Origin of the sequence: Streptomyces hesseae (genome assembly GCF_031845785.1) — a bacterium.
In the GTDB taxonomy this organism is placed as follows: Bacteria; Actinomycetota; Actinomycetes; order Streptomycetales; family Streptomycetaceae; genus Streptomyces; species Streptomyces hesseae.
In genome coordinates, this window is the sequence record NZ_JAVRFI010000026.1 from 24607 (window position 1) to 43274 (window position 18668).

An 18668-nucleotide genomic window follows, 5' to 3' on the forward strand; every position below is an offset into this window, starting at 1 on the left:
GACACGGGATAACTTACGGGCGGCGTCAGCCGACCGAAAACCACCGTCCCGTGAAGGCATCCCCGTGACCACTCCGCCGCCCAACCAGAACCCGTACGGCCCGCAGGGCGGTGCCCCCTACGGCCAGCAGCCGCCCCCGCCCTACGGCCAGCAGCCCGGCCCGTACGGCCAGCCGGGCCCGTACGCCCAGCAGCCCGGCCAGCCGGCTCCGCCGCCGTACGGGCAGCAGCCGGGTGGCTGGGGTGGCGCGACGATGCCGCCGCCGGCCCCGTCCAGGGGCAAGAAGATCGGCAAGAAGATCGGCACGATCGTTCTCTGCGTCCTGGTCAGCACGGGCATCTACATCGGCAAGCACATGCTCACGGACGACGACACCACCGTGCTGGCGGTCGGCGACTGCCTCCAGAACAAGGGCACGGACTCCAAGCCGGACATCAAGAAGGTCGACTGCACCGACAGCAAGGCGAGCCACAAGGTGCTCAAGAAGGTCGACGGCTCCACGCTGTACACCCTCGCCTGCAACAACGTCGAGGGCACCACGGCCGCGCTCACCTGGGAGGAGCGTTCCAACAAGTTCACGCTCTGCCTGGGCGACGTCAAGAAGTAGCGGGCGGCTCGGCCCGGATAAGGCCAGGGCCGGTGTTTCACGTGAAACACCGGCCCTGGCCTTCTTCACTTGTCCACACCCCGGTGGTGTTTCACGTGAAACACCACTGCGCGGCATCAGCCCTGCTCGGCCCACCACTCCTTGAGCGCGGCCACGGCGGCCTCCCGCTCCATGGGGCCGTGCTCCAGACGCATCTCCAGCATGTGCTTGTAGGCCTTGCCGATCTGCGGGCCGGGGCCGACGCCCAGGATCTCCATGATCTCGTTGCCGTCGAGGTCGGGCCGGATCGAGTCCAGCTCCTCCTGCTCCTGGAGCCGGGCGATGCGCTCCTCGAGCCCGTCGTAGGCGCGCGAGAGGGCGTTGGCCTTGCGCTTGTTGCGGGTGGTGCAGTCGGACCGCGTCAGCTTGTGGAGCCGGTCCAGCAGCGGCCCGGCGTCACGGACATAGCGGCGGACGGCGGAGTCGGTCCACTCCCCGGTGCCATAGCCGTGGAAGCGCAGGTGGAGCTCGACCAGCTTCGAGACATCCTTGACCAGGTCGTTGGAGTACTTGAGCTTGGTCATCCGGGCCTTGGTCATCTTCGCGCCCACCATCTCGTGGTGGTGGAAGGAGACCCGGCCGTCCTTCTCGAAGCGACGCGTCTTCGGCTTGCCGATGTCGTGGAGCAGCGCCGCCAGGCGCAGGACCAGGTCGGGGCCGCCGCCCGGCTGGTCACGGGGGGCCTCCAGGGCCATGGCCTGCTCCAGGACGATGAGCGTGTGGTCGTAGACGTCCTTGTGGCGGTGGTGCTCATCGCGCTCCAGGCGCAGCGCCGGGAGCTCGGGGAGGACCAGGGCGGCGAGCCCGGTCTCCGTGAGCAGGGTGAGGCCCTTGCGGGGGTGGCTGGAAAGGATCAGCTTGTTCAGCTCGTCCCGGACCCGCTCGGCCGAGACGATCTCCAGGCGGTCCGCCATCCCGGTCATGGCCGCCACCACCTCGGGCGCCACCTCGAAGTCCAGCTGGGCGGCGAAGCGGGCGGCCCGCATCATGCGCAGCGGGTCGTCGGAGAAGGACTCCTCGGGCGTCCCGGGGGTGCGCAGGACCCGCGCGGCCAGGTCTTCCAGGCCGTTGTGCGGGTCGATGAACTCCTTCTCCGGCAGCACCACGGCCATGGCGTTGACGGTGAAGTCGCGGCGGACCAGGTCCTCCTCGATGGAGTCGCCGTAGGAGACCTCGGGCTTCCGGGAGGTCCGGTCATACGCTTCCGACCGGTATGTGGTGACCTCGATGTCGAAGTCCGACTTACGGCAGCCCACGGTGCCGAAGGCGATGCCGACCTCCCAGACCGCGTCCGCCCACGGCCGCACGATCTTCAGCACGTCCTGGGGACGGGCGTCGGTGGTGAAGTCCAGGTCGTTGCCGAGACGGCCGAGCAGAGCGTCCCGTACCGACCCGCCGACCAGGGCGAGCGTAAAGCCGGCCTCCTTGAAGCGGCGGGCGAGATCGTCGGCTACGGGGGAGACCCGCAGGAGCTCGCTCACGGCACGGCGCTGCGCCTGGCTGAGCTCGGTCGTCGACGGCGGGGTGTGGCTGTCATTGTTGGCGTTCGGCACAACAGAAGAGGGTACGTGTCCGGGCGCGCCGAAGCCTCCCGGTTGTCGGACGCACTATGACACCACTCACAAAGCAGGCGCAGCCTGGACAACGGGCCCCGCGGCGATCTTGTAGTCCGGTCCGCAGCACTTCGTCACAGCGGGCCTCGTTACCATTCGTGGACGCACCATCCGACGACCACCGACGATGACGAGGGACGGGCAGCGCGTGGCCGAGGCGGCAGAGGTCCAAGGGGCCTTCGAGGGGACAACGCCCGCTCCTGCCTGCCGGTGGTTCCGGCGCACCGCTCTGCTGCTGGCCGGGGTGCTGCTGGTCGTGGGGCTGGGGCAGCTGCCGCAGGCCCCGGCGGCACGTGCCGAGTCCGCGAGCTCGGCGAGCTCCCGGTCCGTCGATGTCTCCCTCGACACCGTGACGCCCGTCGCCCCCAAGCAGGACGACACGCTCACCGTCTCGGGCCGGGTCACCAACAACACGAGGTCGACGATCACCGGTGGCCATGTGGCGCTCCGGGTGGGCCCGCAGATCACCACGCGCAGCGACATCGACGACATCGGCGGCCGGGCGCCCTTCTCGGCGGGCTCCGACGGCCCGGAGGTGGGCGGCAACCACGCCCAGAAGATCGACAGCCTGCCGCCCGGCGTCGGCCGTGACTTCACCCTGACCGTTCCGGTGAAGGACCTGGAGCTCGGCAAGGACGGCGTCTACCAGCTCGGTGTCACCCTCTCCGGACAGTCCGGCGGGCAGTCCGAGCAGGTCCTGGGCATCCAGCGCACGCTGCTGCCCTGGCAGCCCTCGACGACCGACGGCAAGAAGACCCGGCTGACCTTCCTGTGGCCGCTGGTCTCCGCGACCCGCCTCACCGCCCGTACGGTCTCCGACCAGCAGCAGACGCCGGTCTTCCCCAATGACGACCTGGCCGCCGAGCTGGCGCCGGGGGGCCGGCTCCAGCAGCTCGTGGCGCTGGGCAAGAATCTGCCGGTCACCTGGGTGATCGACCCGGATCTGCTCGCCACGGTCGAGGCGATGACGAAGAGCTACCGGATCGGCGGGCCGGACGACCAGAACCCCGCTCCCGGCCGGGGCCAGACGGTGGCCAAGCAGTGGCTCAACCAGCTCCAGCAGGCCGTCGCGGACCACCAGGTGGTGGCGCTGCCGTTCGGCGACCCGGACATCGCCTCGCTCGCCCACCGGGGGAAGGACGTCCCCGGGGCGCTCAGCCACCTCCAGTCGGCCACGGAGCTCGCCTCGACGACCGTGGAGACGATCCTGGGGGTGAAGCCGCGCACGGACTTCGCCTGGCCCGTCGAAGGCGCCGTCGACTCCTCCATCGTGGACGTGGCCACCTCGGCCGGCGCCCACAATGTGATCGCCCGCAGCGACAGCGTCCGGGAGCCCGGTGGCTCCTCGTACGCGCCCACCGCGGCCCGGCAGATCGGCGGCGGCAACACGGCGATCGTGGCGGACGCCCGGCTCTCCACCGTCTTCGACGGCGAGATGATCAAGGCCAATGACTCCTCGCTGGCCGTCCAGCGCTTCCTCGCCCAGAGCCTCATGGTGAACAAGCAGGCTCCCGAGAACGAGCGCAGCATCGTGGTCGCGCCGCAGCGCATGCCCACGACGAGCCAGGCCCAGGCGATGGCTTCGGCGCTCAAGGGCCTGACGGACGGCCGCTGGACCCAGTCGGCCGACCTCGGCGACGCGGCGAAGGCCCAGCCCGACCCGGCGGCCAACCAGCACATCCCCGGCGCGGGCTCGTATCCGGACTCGCTGCGCTCGCAGGAGCTGCCCACCGAGGCGTTCGAGGAGATCCAGCGGACCCAGAGCTCCCTGGACAGCTTCAAGGTCATCCTGACCTCCCCGGACCGGGTGGTCACCCCGTTCGGCAGCGCGATCATGCGGGAGATGTCCACCTCGTGGCGGGGCGACCCCAAGGGCGCGGAGGCGTTCCGGGACGCGGTGCAGTCGTATCTGGACCAGCTCGTCCGGCAGGTCCACCTGATCGCGAAGTCCGACGCCACCCTCTCCGGCCGCAGCGCGACCATCCCGGTGACCGTCCAGAACGGCCTGCTCCAGGGGGTGCGGGGGCTCAAGCTCGTCCTCACCTCCAGCCAGCCCAACCGCCTCAAGATCGACGCGCCGCAGCCGGTGGAGGTCGGGGGCGGGCGCCAGCAGTCCGTGAAGTTCGAGACGCGTGCCAACGCCAACGGCCCGGTGAAGGTGACGGCCCGGCTCTACGCCGAGGACGGCCAGCCGTACGGTGAGCCGATCTTCTTCACTGTGCATGTCACCTCCATCACCCCTATGGTTCTGCTCGTCATCGCCGGTGGGGTCCTTCTCCTGGTCCTCGCGGGACTGCGTATCTACCTCCAGCGCAAGCGGGCCGCCGCCCGTAAGGCAGCGGGTGGCGGGCCCGACGGGGCGGACGGCGGAGACCCGGGCGACAGTGGTGGGCCCGGTGACGACAAGCCGGAGCAGCCGGGTGATCCGGCAGCCGAAACCGGAGCGCGGAACGGTGACCCGTCCGGCTCAGGTGAGAAAGTGGAACGTTGACGTTTTATGGGGCCGGCAGGCCGCGGACGATGAGGTGGGGTAGCGATGAGCGCGCCGTACGACGGTGACCGCGGTCAGGGCACCGGGGGCGAGCAGCGGGGTCAGTACCCGCCGCCCCCGCCTGCCCCGGCCCCTGGCGCCGCGGACCAGCCGCATCAGGGCCCGTACGCCCGGGACCCGTACCTCCGGGACGCCTACGCGTCGGACCCGTACGCCGCGCCGCAGCCCGGCGGCTACCAGCAGCCTCCGGTGCCGCCGCGCGGCCCGGACACCCAGGCCTGGGCCCCGGCCCAGGCGCAGCAGCCCCCGGCGCCGGCCGGCCCGTACGAGGACCAGGACGCGACCCAGGTCATCGGCGTGGGCGGCTTCGGCGAGCAGCCGCAGCGGGACGCCTTCGCGCACCTCTACCGCGATCAGCAGCAGCCGTACGAGCCCCCGCGCCCGGACGGCCGGCCAATCCCGGCCCCCGGCCAGTACGGCTCCCCCGTGCCGCCCCCGCAGCCTCCGGTCCCGCCGGCGGCGGAGCCCGAGCCGGCCGCGGCCGAGCCGGCGGCCAAGGGCGGCGGCAAGGCGTCCGGGCTGCTCAAGTCCAGCGCGCTGATGGCCGCGGGCACGCTCGTCTCCCGCCTCCTGGGCTTCGCCAGGAACCTCGTCATGGCGGCCGCCATCGGCGTCAGCACCCTCAGCGACGGCTACCAGGTCGCCAATACGCTGCCGACGATGATCTACATCCTGGTCGGCGGCGGCGCTCTCAACGCCGTCTTCATCCCGCAGCTGGTGCGCGCGATGAAGAACGACGAGGACGGCGGTGAGGCCTACGCCAACCGGCTGCTGACCCTCGTCGTCGTCCTGATGGCCGGTGTCACCACGGTCTGTGTGCTGGGCGCCCCGCTCTTCATCCAGATGATGTCCCCGGACATCGCGTCCGACCCGGACCGGATGGACGTGGCGGTCGCGTTCGCCCGCTACTGCCTGCCGACCATGTTCTTCATGGGCGTGCACGTCGTCCTGGGCCAGATCCTCAACGCGCGGGGCCGCTTCGGGGCGATGATGTGGACCCCGGTCCTCAACAACATCATCATCATCGCGACCTTCGGCTCCTTCATCTGGGCCTTCGGTCCGTTCACCCAGAGCGGCGTGACCTCCTCCACCATCACGCCCGAAGGCGTCCGTCTGCTCGGCGTCGGCACCCTGCTGGGCCTCGTCGTCCAGGCGCTGGCCATGCTGCCCTACCTCCGCGACGCGGGCTTCCGGGTCCGGCCCCGGTTCGACTGGCGCGGGCAGGGTCTCGGCAAGGCCGCGGGGCTCGCGAAGTGGACGTTCTTCTTCGTGCTGGCCAACCAGCTCGGCCTGGTCGTCGTCACCCAGCTCGCGACCCGTGCGGGCAGCCTGGCCACCAAGGCCGGCCACGAGGGCACCGGTATCACCGCCTACAACTACGCCCTCCAGCTCTGGCAGATGCCGCAGGCCATCATCACCGTCTCGGTGATGACCGCCGTGCTGCCCCGGATCTCCCGCGCCGCCCACGACGGGGACGTCTCGGCGGTCCGCGACGACCTCTCCCACGGGCTGCGGACGTCCGCCGTCGCGATCGTGCCGTGCGCCTTCGCCTTCCTGGCGCTGGGCGTCCCCATGGCGACCCTGATGTTCGGCAGTGGCGGCAGCAGCGCTGCTGCCGCCGCCACCAACATCGGCTACATCCTCATGGCCTTCGGCCTCGGACTCATCCCGTACTCCGCGCAGTACGTCATCCTCCGCGGCTTCTACGCCTACGAGGACACCCGGACCCCCTTCTACAACACCGTGATCGTCGCCGTCGTGAACGCCGCGGCCTCCGGTCTGAGCTTCCTGCTCCTGCCGTCCCGCTGGGCCGTCGCCGGTATGGCCGCCTCCTACGGCCTGGGCTACGCCGTCGGCGTCGGGGTCGCCTGGCGCCGCCTGCGCACCCGGCTCGGCGGCGATCTCGACGGCTCGCACGTCATCCGCACCTACGCCCGGCTGATCGGCGCCTGTGTCCCGGCGGCCCTGATCGGTGGCGCCGCCTCATTCGGAATCGGTCAGGTTCTGGGCAACGGTGTTCCCGGTTCGCTCGGCTCCCTGGTCGGTGGCGGACTGGTACTGATCGCGGTGTTCTACATCGCGGCGAAGCGGATGCGCATCGAGGAACTGACCGCCATGGTCGGTATGGTTCGCGGCCGGCTCGGTCGCTGACCGGAGCACAACCATCGCCCGCCGCCGCGTGTCGTGCATAGCGCCGGACTGTGGGCACAATTGTCTTGGCTGTGGACAGCGTCCAACGGATGGGGAGGCAGGAGCGACGGTGGCGGAACGGAGCACGGCTGCCGTCGACGTGGCTGACAACAACGGCGACCAGCCGCTGACCGCCCAGGCGGACCAGGCCACGACCGACGGGGCGAAGACCGCGAAGAAGGTCGGCACCCACAAGGACACCCAGCGCGCGGAGAGCGAAAGCCCCGCGCGCGACGCGCAACCGCCCGAGCTGCACAGCGGCCATAAGCTCGCCAGAAGGTACCGCCTGGAGGAGTGCGTCACCCGTCTGGAGGGATTCAGCAGCTGGCGTGCCGTCGACGAGAAGCTGCGCCGCGCGGTGGGCGTCCACCTCCTGCCCGCCGACCATCCCCGCGCCCGCCCCGTCCTGGCCGCCGCCCGCTCCGCGGCGCTCCTCGGCGACCCTCGCTTCGTCCAGGTCCTCGACGCCGTCGAGGAGAACGACCTGGTCTATGTGGTCCACGAGTGGCTGCCCGACGCGACCGAGCTGACGCCCGTCCTCTCCTCCGGCCCGCTCGAGCCGCACGAGGCGTACCAGCTCGTCAGCCAGGTCTCCCAGGCCATGGCCGCCGCCCACCGCGAGGGCCTGGCCCATCTGCGCCTCAACCCCGGCTCCGTGCTGCGCACCGAGACCGGCCAGTACCGCATCCGCGGGCTCGCCGTCATGGCGGCGCTGCGGGGCATCACCTCCGAACACCCCCAGCGCACGGACACCGAGGCCATCGGCGCCCTGCTGTACGCGGCCCTCACCCAGCGCTGGCCCTATGAGTCCAACGCCCACGGCCTCTCCGGGCTGCCCAAGGGCGTCGGCCTGATCGCCCCCGACCAGGTCCGGGCCGGGGTCCACCGCGGCCTCTCCGAGCTGGCCATGCGCGCGCTCGTCAACGACGGGGCCACCGCCTCCCGGCAGGAGCAGCCCTGCACCACCCCGGAGGAACTGGCCAAGGCCGTCGCGGCGATGCCGCGCATCCGGCCCCCGGAGCCGGCGTACCCCACGCCGGCGGCCTACTCCCGCCCGCACCCTTCGGCGCGCCCCGGCGGCCCGGTCCAGCCCGTGCCCGTGCCTCCGCCGGCACCGCTCGAGGGACGCACGGGCCGCGCCCTGAAGTGGACGGTCTCGGCCCTGCTCATCGCCGCGCTGGGCCTCGGCAGCTGGCAGCTCGCGGACACGCTCCTCAAGGACGGGGAGTCGGACACGCCGCGCTCCCAGTCCTCGGGGGACGACCTTCCCAAGAAGACGCCCCAGCCGATCCGCGTCGTGGACGCCAGGGAGTACGCCCCGGACGGCAGCCCCCAGGCGGGCGACGTAAGGAACACCTACGACGACAACGAGGGCACCCTCTGGCGTTCCCGTTCCTTCAAGGACGGCCCGGCGCTCGCCCCCTTCAAGTCCGGCATCGGCATCGTCTACGACCTCGGGTCGAGCCAGAAGCTCAGCAGCGTCTCCGTCCAGCTGCGCTACGAGGGCGACCACACCAGCATGTCCTTCTACGCGGCCGACTCGCTGTCACCGTCGGGCGCGCTGAGCTCGATGAAGAAACTCTCGACGACGAAGACCTCCGGGACGACGGCCCATGTCTCCTTCAAGGAGGCCCCGGAGACCCGTTACGTCCTGCTGTGGATCACAGCCGTGCCCTACTCGGGATACGACAGCAAGACCTTCAGCAACGCCGGCTACAAGCAGGCCATCAACGAGGTGAAGTTCACCGGCTGACAGCGGGATCGAACCGCTCAAGGGGGAGGGCTCGACGGTGGACGACGTCACATGTAGCGGCGCGAGCGACGCCGAGCTGCTCGCCCTGCACATCGACGGCGACCCCGACGCCTTCGGCGAGATAGTGCGGCGCCACCGCGACCGGCTCTGGGCGGTGGCGCTCCGGACGCTCGGCGACAGGGAAGAGGCCGCGGACGCCGTACAGGACGCGCTGGTCTCCGCCTACCGGGCGGCTCACACCTTCCGTGGCCAGTCGGCCGTCACCACATGGCTCCACCGCATCACCGTGAACGCCTGTCTGGACCGGGCCCGCAAGGCCGCCTCACGGCGCACCGACCCGCTCGCGGAGACCGAGCGCCTGGAGCAACTCCTCGAACCCCATGAGTCCGCCGCCGCGCCGGCCGAGCGCGGGGACCTCCACCGCGAGCTGATCCGGGCCCTGGCCAAACTGCCCCCGGACCAGCGGGCCGCCCTGGTCCTCGTCGATATGCAGGGCTATCCGGTCGCCGAGGCGGCCAGGGTCCTGGACGTTCCCGTCGGCACGGTGAAGAGCAGATGCGCCCGGGGACGGGCACGGCTGCTGCCGATGCTCACCCATCTGCGCCCGGATGGCAGGGGTAGCCCCACCCTCGACCGGGAAAGGAACCGGTCGCAGGGGACGTCCGTCCCACCACCGGCGGGGCACAGCGACACAGATCCAGTGAAGGGCGGAGGTGGGCGAGCGTGACTTCGAGGACCGGCACGGATGGGCACCCGGAGGTCGCGGAGATCTCCGCACTCACCGAAGGTGTGCTCTCTCCCGCACGGACGACGGACATCCGGGAGCATCTCGCGGACTGCGCGCTGTGCGAGGACGTACGGAGCTCCCTGGACGAGATCCGGGGGCTGCTCGGCACCCTGCCGGGCCCCACGCGCATGCCGGTGGACGTCGCCGAGCGCATCGACGCCGCGCTCGCGGCCGAGGCCCTGCTGAGCGCCACCGCCCCCGAGGCCGACGTCGTCATCTCCCAGGGCGGCGGTGTTTCACGTGAAACGGGGACCGAAGAACCCTCTACGGAATCCCCGGCACTCGCCGACGCCGCTGTTTCACGTGAAACCGACGGCGCACCCGATGCCGCACCTGTTCATGGCACCGCCAGGCTCGACACCACCAAGCGCGACGTCGCCGACCGCCCGGCGGGCCGCCCCCACGCCACGACGGGCCCCAAGCGACGCGACCCCGCGTCCGGCCCGCGCACCCGGCGCGCCCGGCGCTGGCCCAGGGCACTGCTCGGCACCGCCTGTGCCGCCGCTGTCATCGGGGTGGGCAGCTTCCTCCTCCAGTCCGGTGGGGGTGGTGACACCCATGCGGACGGTCCCCGGACGGACAGGGTCTCCCCGTCGGACCGGTCGACCGGGGATCTCACGGCACGGGTCCAGGCCCTTCTGAAGTCCGCGAAGGGCCCCGAGGTCCAGGGCATGACCCCGCGGACGGCTCCCGAGAAGACGCTGAGCGACTCGGGCGTCACCGCCCCCGCGTGTGTAAGGGAGGGCATCGGACGCCCGGAGCCGGCGCTGGCCACCCGCCAGGACATCTTCGACGGCGAGGACGCCTATCTGATCGTCCTGCCGCATCCCGGCGACACCACCCTTGTAGACGCGTATCTGGTCTCCGCCGCCTGTGGCTCGGCCACGTCCCCCGCCCCCGGGAAGGTGTTGATCAACCAGACCCTGCCGCGTGGCTGAGCCGCCGCGCCCGCGCTGTCGTACCTGCCGGGAATGCTCGCCCCGTAGGATCCGTTGGGTGGGGTGAGACCCAGCAAGGTTCCAGACAGCTGTCGGCAGACAAGGAAGACACCCGTGAGCGACGTCCGCAACGTGATCATCATTGGCTCCGGGCCCGCGGGCTATACGGCCGCGCTCTACACCGCCCGTGCCTCTCTGAAGCCGCTGGTCTTCGAGGGCGCGGTTACCGCCGGTGGTGCGCTGATGAACACCACCGACGTGGAGAACTTCCCCGGCTTCCGCGAGGGGATCATGGGCCCCGATCTGATGGACAACATGCGGGCCCAGGCCGAGCGCTTCGGCGCCGAGCTCATCCCGGACGACGTCGTGGCCGTCGACCTCAGTGACGAGATCAAGACCGTCACGGACTCCGCCGGTACCGTCCACCGCGCCAAGGCCGTGATCGTCACCACCGGCTCCCAGCACCGCAAGCTCGGTCTGCCGCGCGAGGACGAGCTCTCCGGCCGGGGTGTCTCCTGGTGTGCCACCTGTGACGGCTTCTTCTTCAAGGACCAGGACATCGCCGTGATCGGCGGCGGCGACACCGCGATGGAGGAGGCCACCTTCCTCTCGCGCTTCGCCAAGTCCGTCACCGTGGTCCACCGCCGTGGCGCCCTGCGCGCCAGCAAGGCGATGCAGGAGCGGGCCTTCGCCGACCCGAAGATCTCCTTCGTCTGGGACAGCGAGGTCGCCGAGATCCACGGCGACAACAAGCTCTCCGGCCTCACCCTGCGCAACGTCCAGACCGGTGAGACCTCCGAGCTGCCGGTGACCGGTCTGTTCATCGCCATCGGTCACGACCCGCGCACCGAGCTGTTCAAGGGCCAGCTGGAGCTGGACGACGAGGGCTACCTCAAGGTCGCCGCCCCCTCCACCCGCACCAACGCCACCGGTGTCTTCGGCGCCGGCGACGTCGTCGACCACACCTACCGCCAGGCGATCACCGCTGCCGGTACGGGCTGCTCCGCCGCCCTCGACGCCGAGCGCTACCTGGCCGCGCTCGCCGATGGCGAGAACGTCCGCGAGCCCGAGCAGTCCGCCGCCGTCTGACCTTCATCTCCCCCCCACGCATAGAAGACTCAAGGAGACATCTCAATGGCTCTCAAGGCCGTCACCGACGCTTCCTTCGACGAGGACGTCATCAACAGCGACAAGCCCGTCCTGGTGGACTTCTGGGCTGAGTGGTGCGGCCCCTGCCGCCAGATCGCCCCGGCCCTGGAGGCGATCGCCGCCGAGCACGGCGAGAAGATCGAGATCGTCAAGCTGAACATCGACGAGAACCCGAGCACGGCCGCCAAGTACGGCGTGATGTCGATCCCGACACTCAATGTCTACAAGGGCGGCGAGGTCGTCCAGACCATCGTCGGCGCCAAGCCGAAGGCCGCCCTGGAGCGCGAGCTCACGGACTTCATCCACGTGTAAGCGAAGTACAAAAAACAGCGCGCGGTTTCACGTGAAACCGCGCGCTGTTTTTTGTCTCTCATCAGGCCTTCACAACGGCCGTAGGGCGGGCTCCTTCTGGACCGCTCCGAGCAGCCGGTCCAGAGCCAGCTCGACGTCCTCCTTCCAGGAGAGCGCCGAACGAAGCTCCAGCCGCAGCCGGGGATAGCGGGGATGCGGGCGTACGGTCTTGAAGCCGACCGCCAGCAGATGGTCGGCGGGCAGGACACACGCCGGCTCCTTCCACCGGGCGTCACCGAAGGCCTCGATCGCCTTGAATCCCCTTCGGAGAACGTCCTTGGCGACGGTCTGCACCATGACCCGGCCCAGCCCCTGCCCCTGATAGGCGGGCATCAGCCATGCCGTCATCAGCTGAACGGCATCCGCGGCGACCGGGCTGGTGGGGAAAGCGGTCGAGCGGGGGACATAGGCGGGGGGAGCGTAGAGGACAAAGCCCACCGGGATCTCATCGACATAGACCACCCGGCCGCAGGATCCCCACTCCAGCAGCACGGCGGAGATCCAGGCTTCCTTCTCCAGCTCCGGGTGCCCGGCTCTCAGCGCGGCTTCACCACTGACGGGATCCAGCTCCCAGAAGACACAGGCGCGGCAGCGCTTGGGCAGGTCCGGGAGGTTGTCCAGAGTGAGCGGTACGAGCCGACGCCCCATGCAGTCAGTTCCTCACTTCCGTCGCGTGCCACGCTCCGGGCGGTGGCCAGGACGCTCCGCTCCCGGAGAAGACTGCCGACGAATCCGCCGACCGCCCCCAGGCTCAAGCCCGCTGCCATCAGTCCGGTCCGGCTCACCGTTCGCATGGCCCCGCCCCTCCGTGAACTGTGTCCAACGTGGATGTGCCACACCTCAACGCATCGTATCCGCACGTCGATTGAGTCGATAGCTCGACAGGGCAAAGGGCGGGTCGTGTTCCACGCAAAAGAGTTCCACGTGAAACACGACCCGCCCTCAAGGTGAGCGTCATGCGAATCCAACGGGTCCGACGTCGTCCCGGGGGATTACGCGTCGGCGGTCTGCTCCTCGTCGGTGGAGAGCCGCTGCTCCAGCACCCGGCCCTCGCCGGGAGCGAGCGTGCCCAGAATCCGCTCAAGGTCCTCCATCGAGGCGAACTCGACGACGATCTTGCCCTTCTTCTGACCGAGGTCGACCTTCACCCTGGTCTCGAAGCGGTCCGACAGCCGCGAGGCCAGATCGGTCAGCGCCGGGGCGACACGGGCGCCGGCCCGGGGGCCCTTGCCCTTCACCGGCTTCTTCGACCGCGACTTCAGCAGAGTCACGATCTCCTCCACCGATCGCACCGACAGCCCCTCGGCCACAATGCGATAGGCGAGCTTCTCCTGCTCCTCCGAATCGTCGACGGAGAGCAGGGCCCGGGCATGCCCGGCGGAGAGCACACCGGCGGCGACCCGCTTCTGCACGGTCGGCGACAGCTTCAGCAGCCGCAGCGTATTGGAGACCTGGGGGCGCGAGCGCCCGATGCGGTCGGCCAGCTCGTCATGAGTACAGCTGAAGTCCTTGAGCAGCTGGTCATAGGCCGCCGCCTCCTCCAGCGGGTTCAGCTGAGCCCGGTGGAGGTTCTCCAGCAGCGCGTCCAGCAGCAGCTTCTCGTCATCGGTGGCCCGGACGATGGCGGGGATCCGCTCCAGCCCGGCCTCCCGGCAGGCCCGCCAACGGCGCTCGCCCATGATGAGCTCATAGCGCTCCGGGCCCAGCTGCCGCACCACAACGGGCTGGAGAAGACCGACCTCACGGATGGAGGTCACCAGCTCGGCGAGGGCGTCCTCGTCGAACACCTCCCTCGGCTGCCGGGGGTTGGGCGTGATGGAGTCCAGCGCAAGCTCGGCGAAGTGGGCGCCGGCCACCTGACCGCCCTCGCCACCAGGACCGGCCGCGAGGGCGCCCTCGGTTTCACGTGAAACGGAGTCCGGTGAGCCGGAGTCGCGCAGGGAGTCCCGGGGCGTGCCGAACTCCTCCAGGGGAAGGGTGGCCACCTTCGCCGCGGCGACCCCCCGCTCGGCCGTCAGCACCGGCACCGCGCTCGGGGACGTCGCGCCGGTCCCGACCGCCGGTCCGCTCTGCTCCCCGCCCTTCGGCGCCGGTGGGATCAGCGCACCGAGCCCCCGGCCCAGTCCTCTACGTCGCTCACTCACTGAAGCCCCTCCGACATGCTGTGCTGCTCTTGCTGTTGCTGACGGCCCACGGTATGCGCCCTGCTGCCGTCGTATCGCACCCCGATCCCCCGTAGCGCGATCTCCCGCGCGGCCTCCAGATACGACAGCGCGCCGCTGGAGCCCGGGTCATAGGTGAGAACGGTCTGCCCATAGCTGGGCGCCTCGGAGATACGCACCGAGCGGGGGATGCTGGTCCTCAGCACCTCATGCCCGAAGTGGGTGCGCACTTCCTCCGCCACCTGGGAGGCGAGCCGGGTCCGGCCGTCGTACATCGTCAGCAGGATCGTCGACACATGGAGCTTGGGGTTCAGATGCCCCCGGACCAGCTCCACATTGCGCAGCAGCTGCCCCAGGCCCTCCAGCGCGTAGTACTCGCACTGAATGGGGATCAGCACCTCCGCGCCGGCGACCAGGGCATTGACCGTGAGCAGGCCGAGCGACGGCGGGCAGTCGATGAGGATGTAGTCCAGCGGCTGCTCATAGGCCTTGATCGCCCGGTCCAGCCGGCTCTCCCGGGCCACCAGGGAGACCAGCTCGATCTCGGCGCCCGCCAGGTCGATCGTGGCGGGGGCACAGAAGAGGCCCTCGACATCCACGACCGGCTGAACCACTTCGGAGAGCTGCTTGTTGTCCACGAGGACGTCATAGATCGACGGGACCTCGGCATGGTGGTCGATGCCCAGTGCGGTCGAGGCGTTCCCCTGCGGGTCCAGGTCGATGACCAGTACCCGGTTGCCATGGAGCGCCAGCGAGGCCGCCAGATTCACGGTGGTCGTGGTCTTGCCGACCCCGCCCTTCTGGTTGGCCACCACCATCACTCGGGTCTGCTCCGGCCTCGGCATGGGAGGTGGCGGCGTTTCCCGTGAAACAAGCTCACTCATGGGCAGGGGGCCGGGAGCGGACATCGATTCGGAGTCGGAGGGGCGGGGGCCGGGGACCGGGTCGGTCATCGGCCCCGCGATATTGGCGTCGGACCGCAAGGATTCACTCTCCTCGACATCAGGCTCGCGATGGACAGAGCCTGCCATGCTTTCGGTGCCGTGAACCAGCGAGGCCCGTTCTCCTGTGGATGAATCCCATGGACCTGTGGACGAAGCCATGTCCTTGACCGCTCGGCGGTCACGCGGCGCGGCGGCCGCGCGACCGCGGCCGATGATTCCATGCAGCAGGGAGCGATGTTTCACGTGAAACACGATGCATGGCACACACCGTCATAGCGCCGCGACACTCCGCTACGGGTAGTTTTGCCAGCTTGTATGGAGCATCAGCGACGGCGTGGCCGGTTGGCCCTGGCCGCCTTCGCCCGCTTGGCGGCGAACCGCACCCCGCCGGGGCTCTCCCCGACCTCGACCCGCACCAGCGTCGACAGCGGGTCCACCACTCCCTCGCCGACCTGGAGCACCGAGGTCCTGACGACCCCCAGCTTACCCAGCGCGGCACGGGCGGCCTTGAGCTCCTCCTCGGCAGTGTCGCCCTTGAGCGCCAGCATCTCGCCGTACGGACGCAGCAGCGGCACGCCCCAGCCCGCGAGCCGCTCCAGCGGGGCCACGGCCCGCGCGGTGACCACATGCACGGGGTCGATCTTCCCGAGCATCTCCTCGGCGCGGCCGCGGACCACCGTGACATGGTCCAGGCCCAGCAGCTCCACGACCTCCTGGAGGAAGGTGGTGCGGCGCAGCAGCGGCTCCAGCAGGGTGATCTGGAGGTCCGGCCGGACCAGGGCCAGGGGGATACCGGGCAGCCCGGCACCCGAGCCGACGTCGCACACGGAGACGCCGTCCGGCACGGCCTCGGCCAGCACCGCGCAGTTCAGCAGATGGCGCTCCCACAGCCGCGGGACCTCACGGGGACCGATCAGCCCGCGCTTGACGCCCGCGTCCGCGAGCAGCTCCGCGTAGCGGACGGCCTCCGGAAAGCGGTCACCGAAAACAGCCCGCGCCGCCGCGGGCGCCGGGGGGAGCTCCGCTGCCTCTTCCACGGGGAACCGTCCTTCCGTACAAACGTCAATGAACGTTGATTGGCAAACGTTGATCTGTGGGTCTCCGGACACCGGCCATCCGGATGTCGGAGTCTGAATATCAGGCTGACAAGGATCGGCCCCGTCTGCGAGCAGACGGGGCCGTACACACCTGGACGTGGGACAGGTCAGGCGGGCAGAACGACCACGCGACGCTGGGGCTCCTCGCCCTCGGACTCGCTGCGCAGACCGGCGGCGGCGACGGCGTCGTGGACGACCTTGCGCTCGAAGGGGGTCATCGGGTCCAGCTTGACCGGCTGACCGGTGCTCAGGGCCTCCTGGGCGGCCTTGGCGCCCAGCCCGGCCAGCTCCTCGCGCTTACGCGCCCGGAAGCCGGCGATGTCGAGCATCAGCCGGCTGCGGTCACCGGTCTCCCGGTTCACCGCGAGCCGGGTGAGCTCCTGGAGGGCCTCCAGGACCTCGCCCTCCCGGCCGACCAGCTTCTGGAGGTCACGGCTGGTGGAGTCGCTGATGATCGAAACCGAGGCGCGGTCGGCCTCGACGTCCATGTCGATGTCGCCGTCGAGGTCGGCGATGTCGAGCAGACCCTCGAGGTAGTCGGCCGCGATCTCACCCTCCTGCTCAAGGCGGGACAGGGTGTCGGTGCCCTCGGCGGTCTGGCGCTCCGTGTCCGTCACGGGGGACTCCTTCGTCACTTCTTGGTCGGGTGCTTGGGGCGCTGCGGGCCGCCCTTGCGCTGTCCGGACTTGGCGCCGCGGGCGGTACCGCCGGCCTGCTTGGCCTTGGTCTCGCCGGACTCCTCGTCCTGCTTCTCCAGCGAGGTCTTACCGGAGGAGGCGACGGCATGGCCCGGGCCGCCGGTCTGGCGCTTGGCCTTCGTCTGGCGCTTCGGCTGCTGGCGGGCGGCACGGGCGGCCTCGGCCACCTCACGCGCCTCGGCCTCCGCCGGGTCCTCCTTCAGCTTGCCCTTGGCCCGCAGGCGCTCCTGACGCTGCTGGAAGGCGAGGCTGCCGGGGGTGGGGTTGCGCCGGATGACGAACATCTGCTGACCCAGGGTCCACACGTTGGTGGTCAGCCAGTAGACGAGGACACCGACCGGGAAGTTGATACCGAAGACGGCGAACATGATCGGGAAGACGTACATCAGCATCTTCTGCTGCTGCATGAACGGCGTCTTCACCGTGAGGTCGACGTTCTTCGTCATCAGCTGGCGCTGCGTGTAGAACTGCGACAGCGACATCAGGACGATCATGATGACCGTGACGACCCGGACGTCGGTCAGGCTGGCACCCAGGGACTCGACCTTGGACGCGGAGTCCATGAACTTCACCGACAGCGGGGCACCGAAGATGTGCGCCTGCCGGGCGCTCTCCAGGAGCGGCTTGTCGATGACGCCGACGACCTTGCCCTGCGCGATGTGGTTCAGGACCTGGTACAGCGAGATGAAGAAGGGCGACTGGGCCAGGATCGGGAGACAGCTCGAGAGCGGGTTGGTGCCCGTCTCCTTGTAGAGCTTCATCATCTCTTCGGACTGGCGCTGCTTGTCGCTCTTGTAGCGCTCCTGGATCGCCTTCATCTTCGGCTGGAGCGCCTGCATGTTCCGCGTGGCCTTGATCTGCTTCACAAAGAGCGGGATCAGGCAGATGCGGATCAGCACCACCAGCGAGACGATCGACAGACCCCACGCCCAGCCGCTGTCCTTGTTGAAGATCAAGCTGTAGAACGCGTGGAACTGGACGATGATCCAGGAGACAACGTAATAGAGGGGACCGAGGATCGTGTCCACGAATCAGGCTCCTTGGGCGTTGGACTGGGTCTCGGGCTGTGCGGTGGGCCCCATGGCGGGGTGCCCGCCCAGTCGGCTCCTCAGCCGCTGGTGCCAGACCGGACGCTTCCGGGGAGGGACGTGGTCGACGCCACCGAGCGACCACGGGTTACAGCGCAGGATGCGCCAGGCCGTCAGCACCGTTCCTTTGACCGCACCGTGCCTGTCGATCGCGGTGTAGCCGTAGTGCGAGCAAGACGGGTAGTACTTGCAGACCGGGCCCAGCAGGGGGCTGATGGTCCACTGGTAGAGCTTGATCAACAAGAGCAGCGGGTACTTCACTGTGCGCTCCCTCCCGGGTGACCGGGGCTCCGGGGGTCACCCCCCGGGGGATTGCTGCGCGGCGCCCCTCCCAGGAGCCGCTCCAGCGCGGCGTCGAGATCACGGGACAGCTGATCGTGACCCGCCTCGCCCGCGCCCGGCAGGGCTCGCACCACCACCAGGCTACCGGCGGGGAGCCGATCCAGCCGGTCCCGCATCAGATGACGCAATCGCCGCTTGACCAGATTGCGGACGACAGCGCCGCCCACGGCCTTGCTCACGACGAAACCCGCACGCGCCGAGGGGGCGACCCCCCCGGGCGCATGCGGGTCCGTGTTACCGCTGCGTAGGTGGACGACGAGGAGCGGGCGGCCTGCCCTGCGTCCTCGGCGAACCGCGGCCGCGAAGTCCTCGCGCCGCCTCAGCCGAGACTCGGAAGGCAGCACGTCAGAACCTCGACG

Annotated in this window: 16 protein-coding genes and 1 pseudogene; 8 read left to right on the forward strand and 9 right to left on the reverse strand. The window is 69.9% G+C overall.

The features are described from left to right. Window positions 1–64: 64 nt before the first annotated feature. Window positions 65–607, forward strand: a complete 543-nt coding sequence (locus tag RM609_RS28675; protein ID WP_311614567.1) for an LppU/SCO3897 family protein — start codon at window positions 65–67, stop codon at window positions 605–607. A gap of 116 nt (window positions 608–723) precedes the next feature. On the opposite strand, the gene RM609_RS28680 is transcribed toward RM609_RS28675, so the two are convergent. Beyond that, window positions 724–2199: a CCA tRNA nucleotidyltransferase gene (locus RM609_RS28680; RefSeq protein ID WP_311614569.1), complete on the reverse strand. Its 1476-nt coding sequence runs from the start codon at window positions 2197–2199 to the stop codon at window positions 724–726. Between the two features lie 208 nt (window positions 2200–2407). Between RM609_RS28680 and RM609_RS28685 the strand changes: the two genes are divergently transcribed. The 7 genes from RM609_RS28685 to trxA all read left to right on the forward strand — a co-directional run bounded on the left by RM609_RS28685 (window position 2408) and on the right by trxA (window position 11939). Continuing rightward, window positions 2408–4750 (forward strand): DUF6049 family protein, encoded by a 2343-nt coding sequence (locus tag RM609_RS28685; protein WP_311614571.1) that lies wholly within the window; start codon window positions 2408–2410, stop codon window positions 4748–4750. Window positions 4751–4795: 45 nt separating this feature from the next. Then, on the forward strand, window positions 4796–6961 hold the full coding sequence (murJ, locus tag RM609_RS28690; RefSeq protein ID WP_311614573.1) for a murein biosynthesis integral membrane protein MurJ: 2166 nt from the start codon (window positions 4796–4798) through the stop codon (window positions 6959–6961). Window positions 6962–7070: 109 nt separating this feature from the next. After that, entirely contained in the window at window positions 7071–8753 is a 1683-nt protein-coding gene (locus tag RM609_RS28695; RefSeq protein WP_311614575.1) for a protein kinase family protein, read from the forward strand. A gap of 37 nt (window positions 8754–8790) precedes the next feature. Next, window positions 8791–9480 carry an RNA polymerase sigma factor SigM gene (gene sigM / locus RM609_RS28700; protein WP_311614576.1) on the forward strand — a complete coding sequence of 230 codons (690 nt, stop codon included), beginning with the start codon at window positions 8791–8793 and terminating at the stop codon, window positions 9478–9480. Further along, on the forward strand, window positions 9477–10478 hold the full coding sequence (locus RM609_RS28705) for an RsmA family anti-sigma factor (protein ID WP_311614578.1): 1002 nt from the start codon (window positions 9477–9479) through the stop codon (window positions 10476–10478). The genes sigM and RM609_RS28705 overlap by 4 nt, the downstream gene beginning before the upstream one ends. 114 nt (window positions 10479–10592) lie before the next feature. Then, on the forward strand, window positions 10593–11567 hold the full coding sequence (trxB, locus tag RM609_RS28710; RefSeq protein WP_311614579.1) for a thioredoxin-disulfide reductase: 975 nt from the start codon (window positions 10593–10595) through the stop codon (window positions 11565–11567). A gap of 45 nt (window positions 11568–11612) precedes the next feature. Continuing rightward, the gene (gene trxA / locus RM609_RS28715) at window positions 11613–11939 is read left to right on the forward strand and encodes a thioredoxin (RefSeq protein ID WP_311614581.1); all 327 of its coding nucleotides are present in this window, start codon (window positions 11613–11615) and stop codon (window positions 11937–11939) included. Between the two features lie 69 nt (window positions 11940–12008). On the opposite strand, the gene RM609_RS28720 is transcribed toward trxA, so the two are convergent. From RM609_RS28720 to rnpA, 8 genes and pseudogenes are all read right to left on the reverse strand, one after another. Continuing rightward, entirely contained in the window at window positions 12009–12626 is a 618-nt protein-coding gene (locus RM609_RS28720) for a GNAT family N-acetyltransferase (protein ID WP_311614583.1), read from the reverse strand. Window positions 12627–12970: 344 nt separating this feature from the next. Then, window positions 12971–14122 (reverse strand): ParB/RepB/Spo0J family partition protein, encoded by a 1152-nt coding sequence (locus RM609_RS28725; protein WP_311614585.1) that lies wholly within the window; start codon window positions 14120–14122, stop codon window positions 12971–12973. Further along, window positions 14119–15171, reverse strand: a complete 1053-nt coding sequence (locus RM609_RS28730) for a ParA family protein (RefSeq protein ID WP_311614587.1) — start codon at window positions 15169–15171, stop codon at window positions 14119–14121. Before RM609_RS28730 ends, RM609_RS28725 begins: the two co-directional genes overlap by 4 nt. Before the next feature lie 236 nt (window positions 15172–15407). Beyond that, window positions 15408–16121: a 16S rRNA (guanine(527)-N(7))-methyltransferase RsmG gene (gene rsmG / locus RM609_RS28735; RefSeq protein ID WP_311614589.1), complete on the reverse strand. Its 714-nt coding sequence runs from the start codon at window positions 16119–16121 to the stop codon at window positions 15408–15410. A 167-nt stretch (window positions 16122–16288) separates the two neighbouring features. After that, on the reverse strand, window positions 16289–16798 hold the full coding sequence (locus RM609_RS28740) for a Jag family protein (RefSeq protein WP_311614590.1): 510 nt from the start codon (window positions 16796–16798) through the stop codon (window positions 16289–16291). 14 nt (window positions 16799–16812) lie between these two features. Then, a complete protein-coding gene (gene yidC / locus RM609_RS28745) occupies window positions 16813–17907 on the reverse strand; it encodes a membrane protein insertase YidC (RefSeq protein WP_311614592.1) in 1095 nt (364 codons plus the stop codon). A 3-nt stretch (window positions 17908–17910) separates the two neighbouring features. Continuing rightward, the gene (gene yidD, locus RM609_RS28750) at window positions 17911–18228 is read right to left on the reverse strand and encodes a membrane protein insertion efficiency factor YidD (RefSeq protein ID WP_311614594.1); all 318 of its coding nucleotides are present in this window, start codon (window positions 18226–18228) and stop codon (window positions 17911–17913) included. Window positions 18229–18284: 56 nt separating this feature from the next. Beyond that, window positions 18285–18653 (reverse strand): annotated as a pseudogene (gene rnpA / locus RM609_RS28755) (ribonuclease P protein component); the annotation flags it as partial. Window positions 18654–18668: the final 15 nt, after the last annotated feature.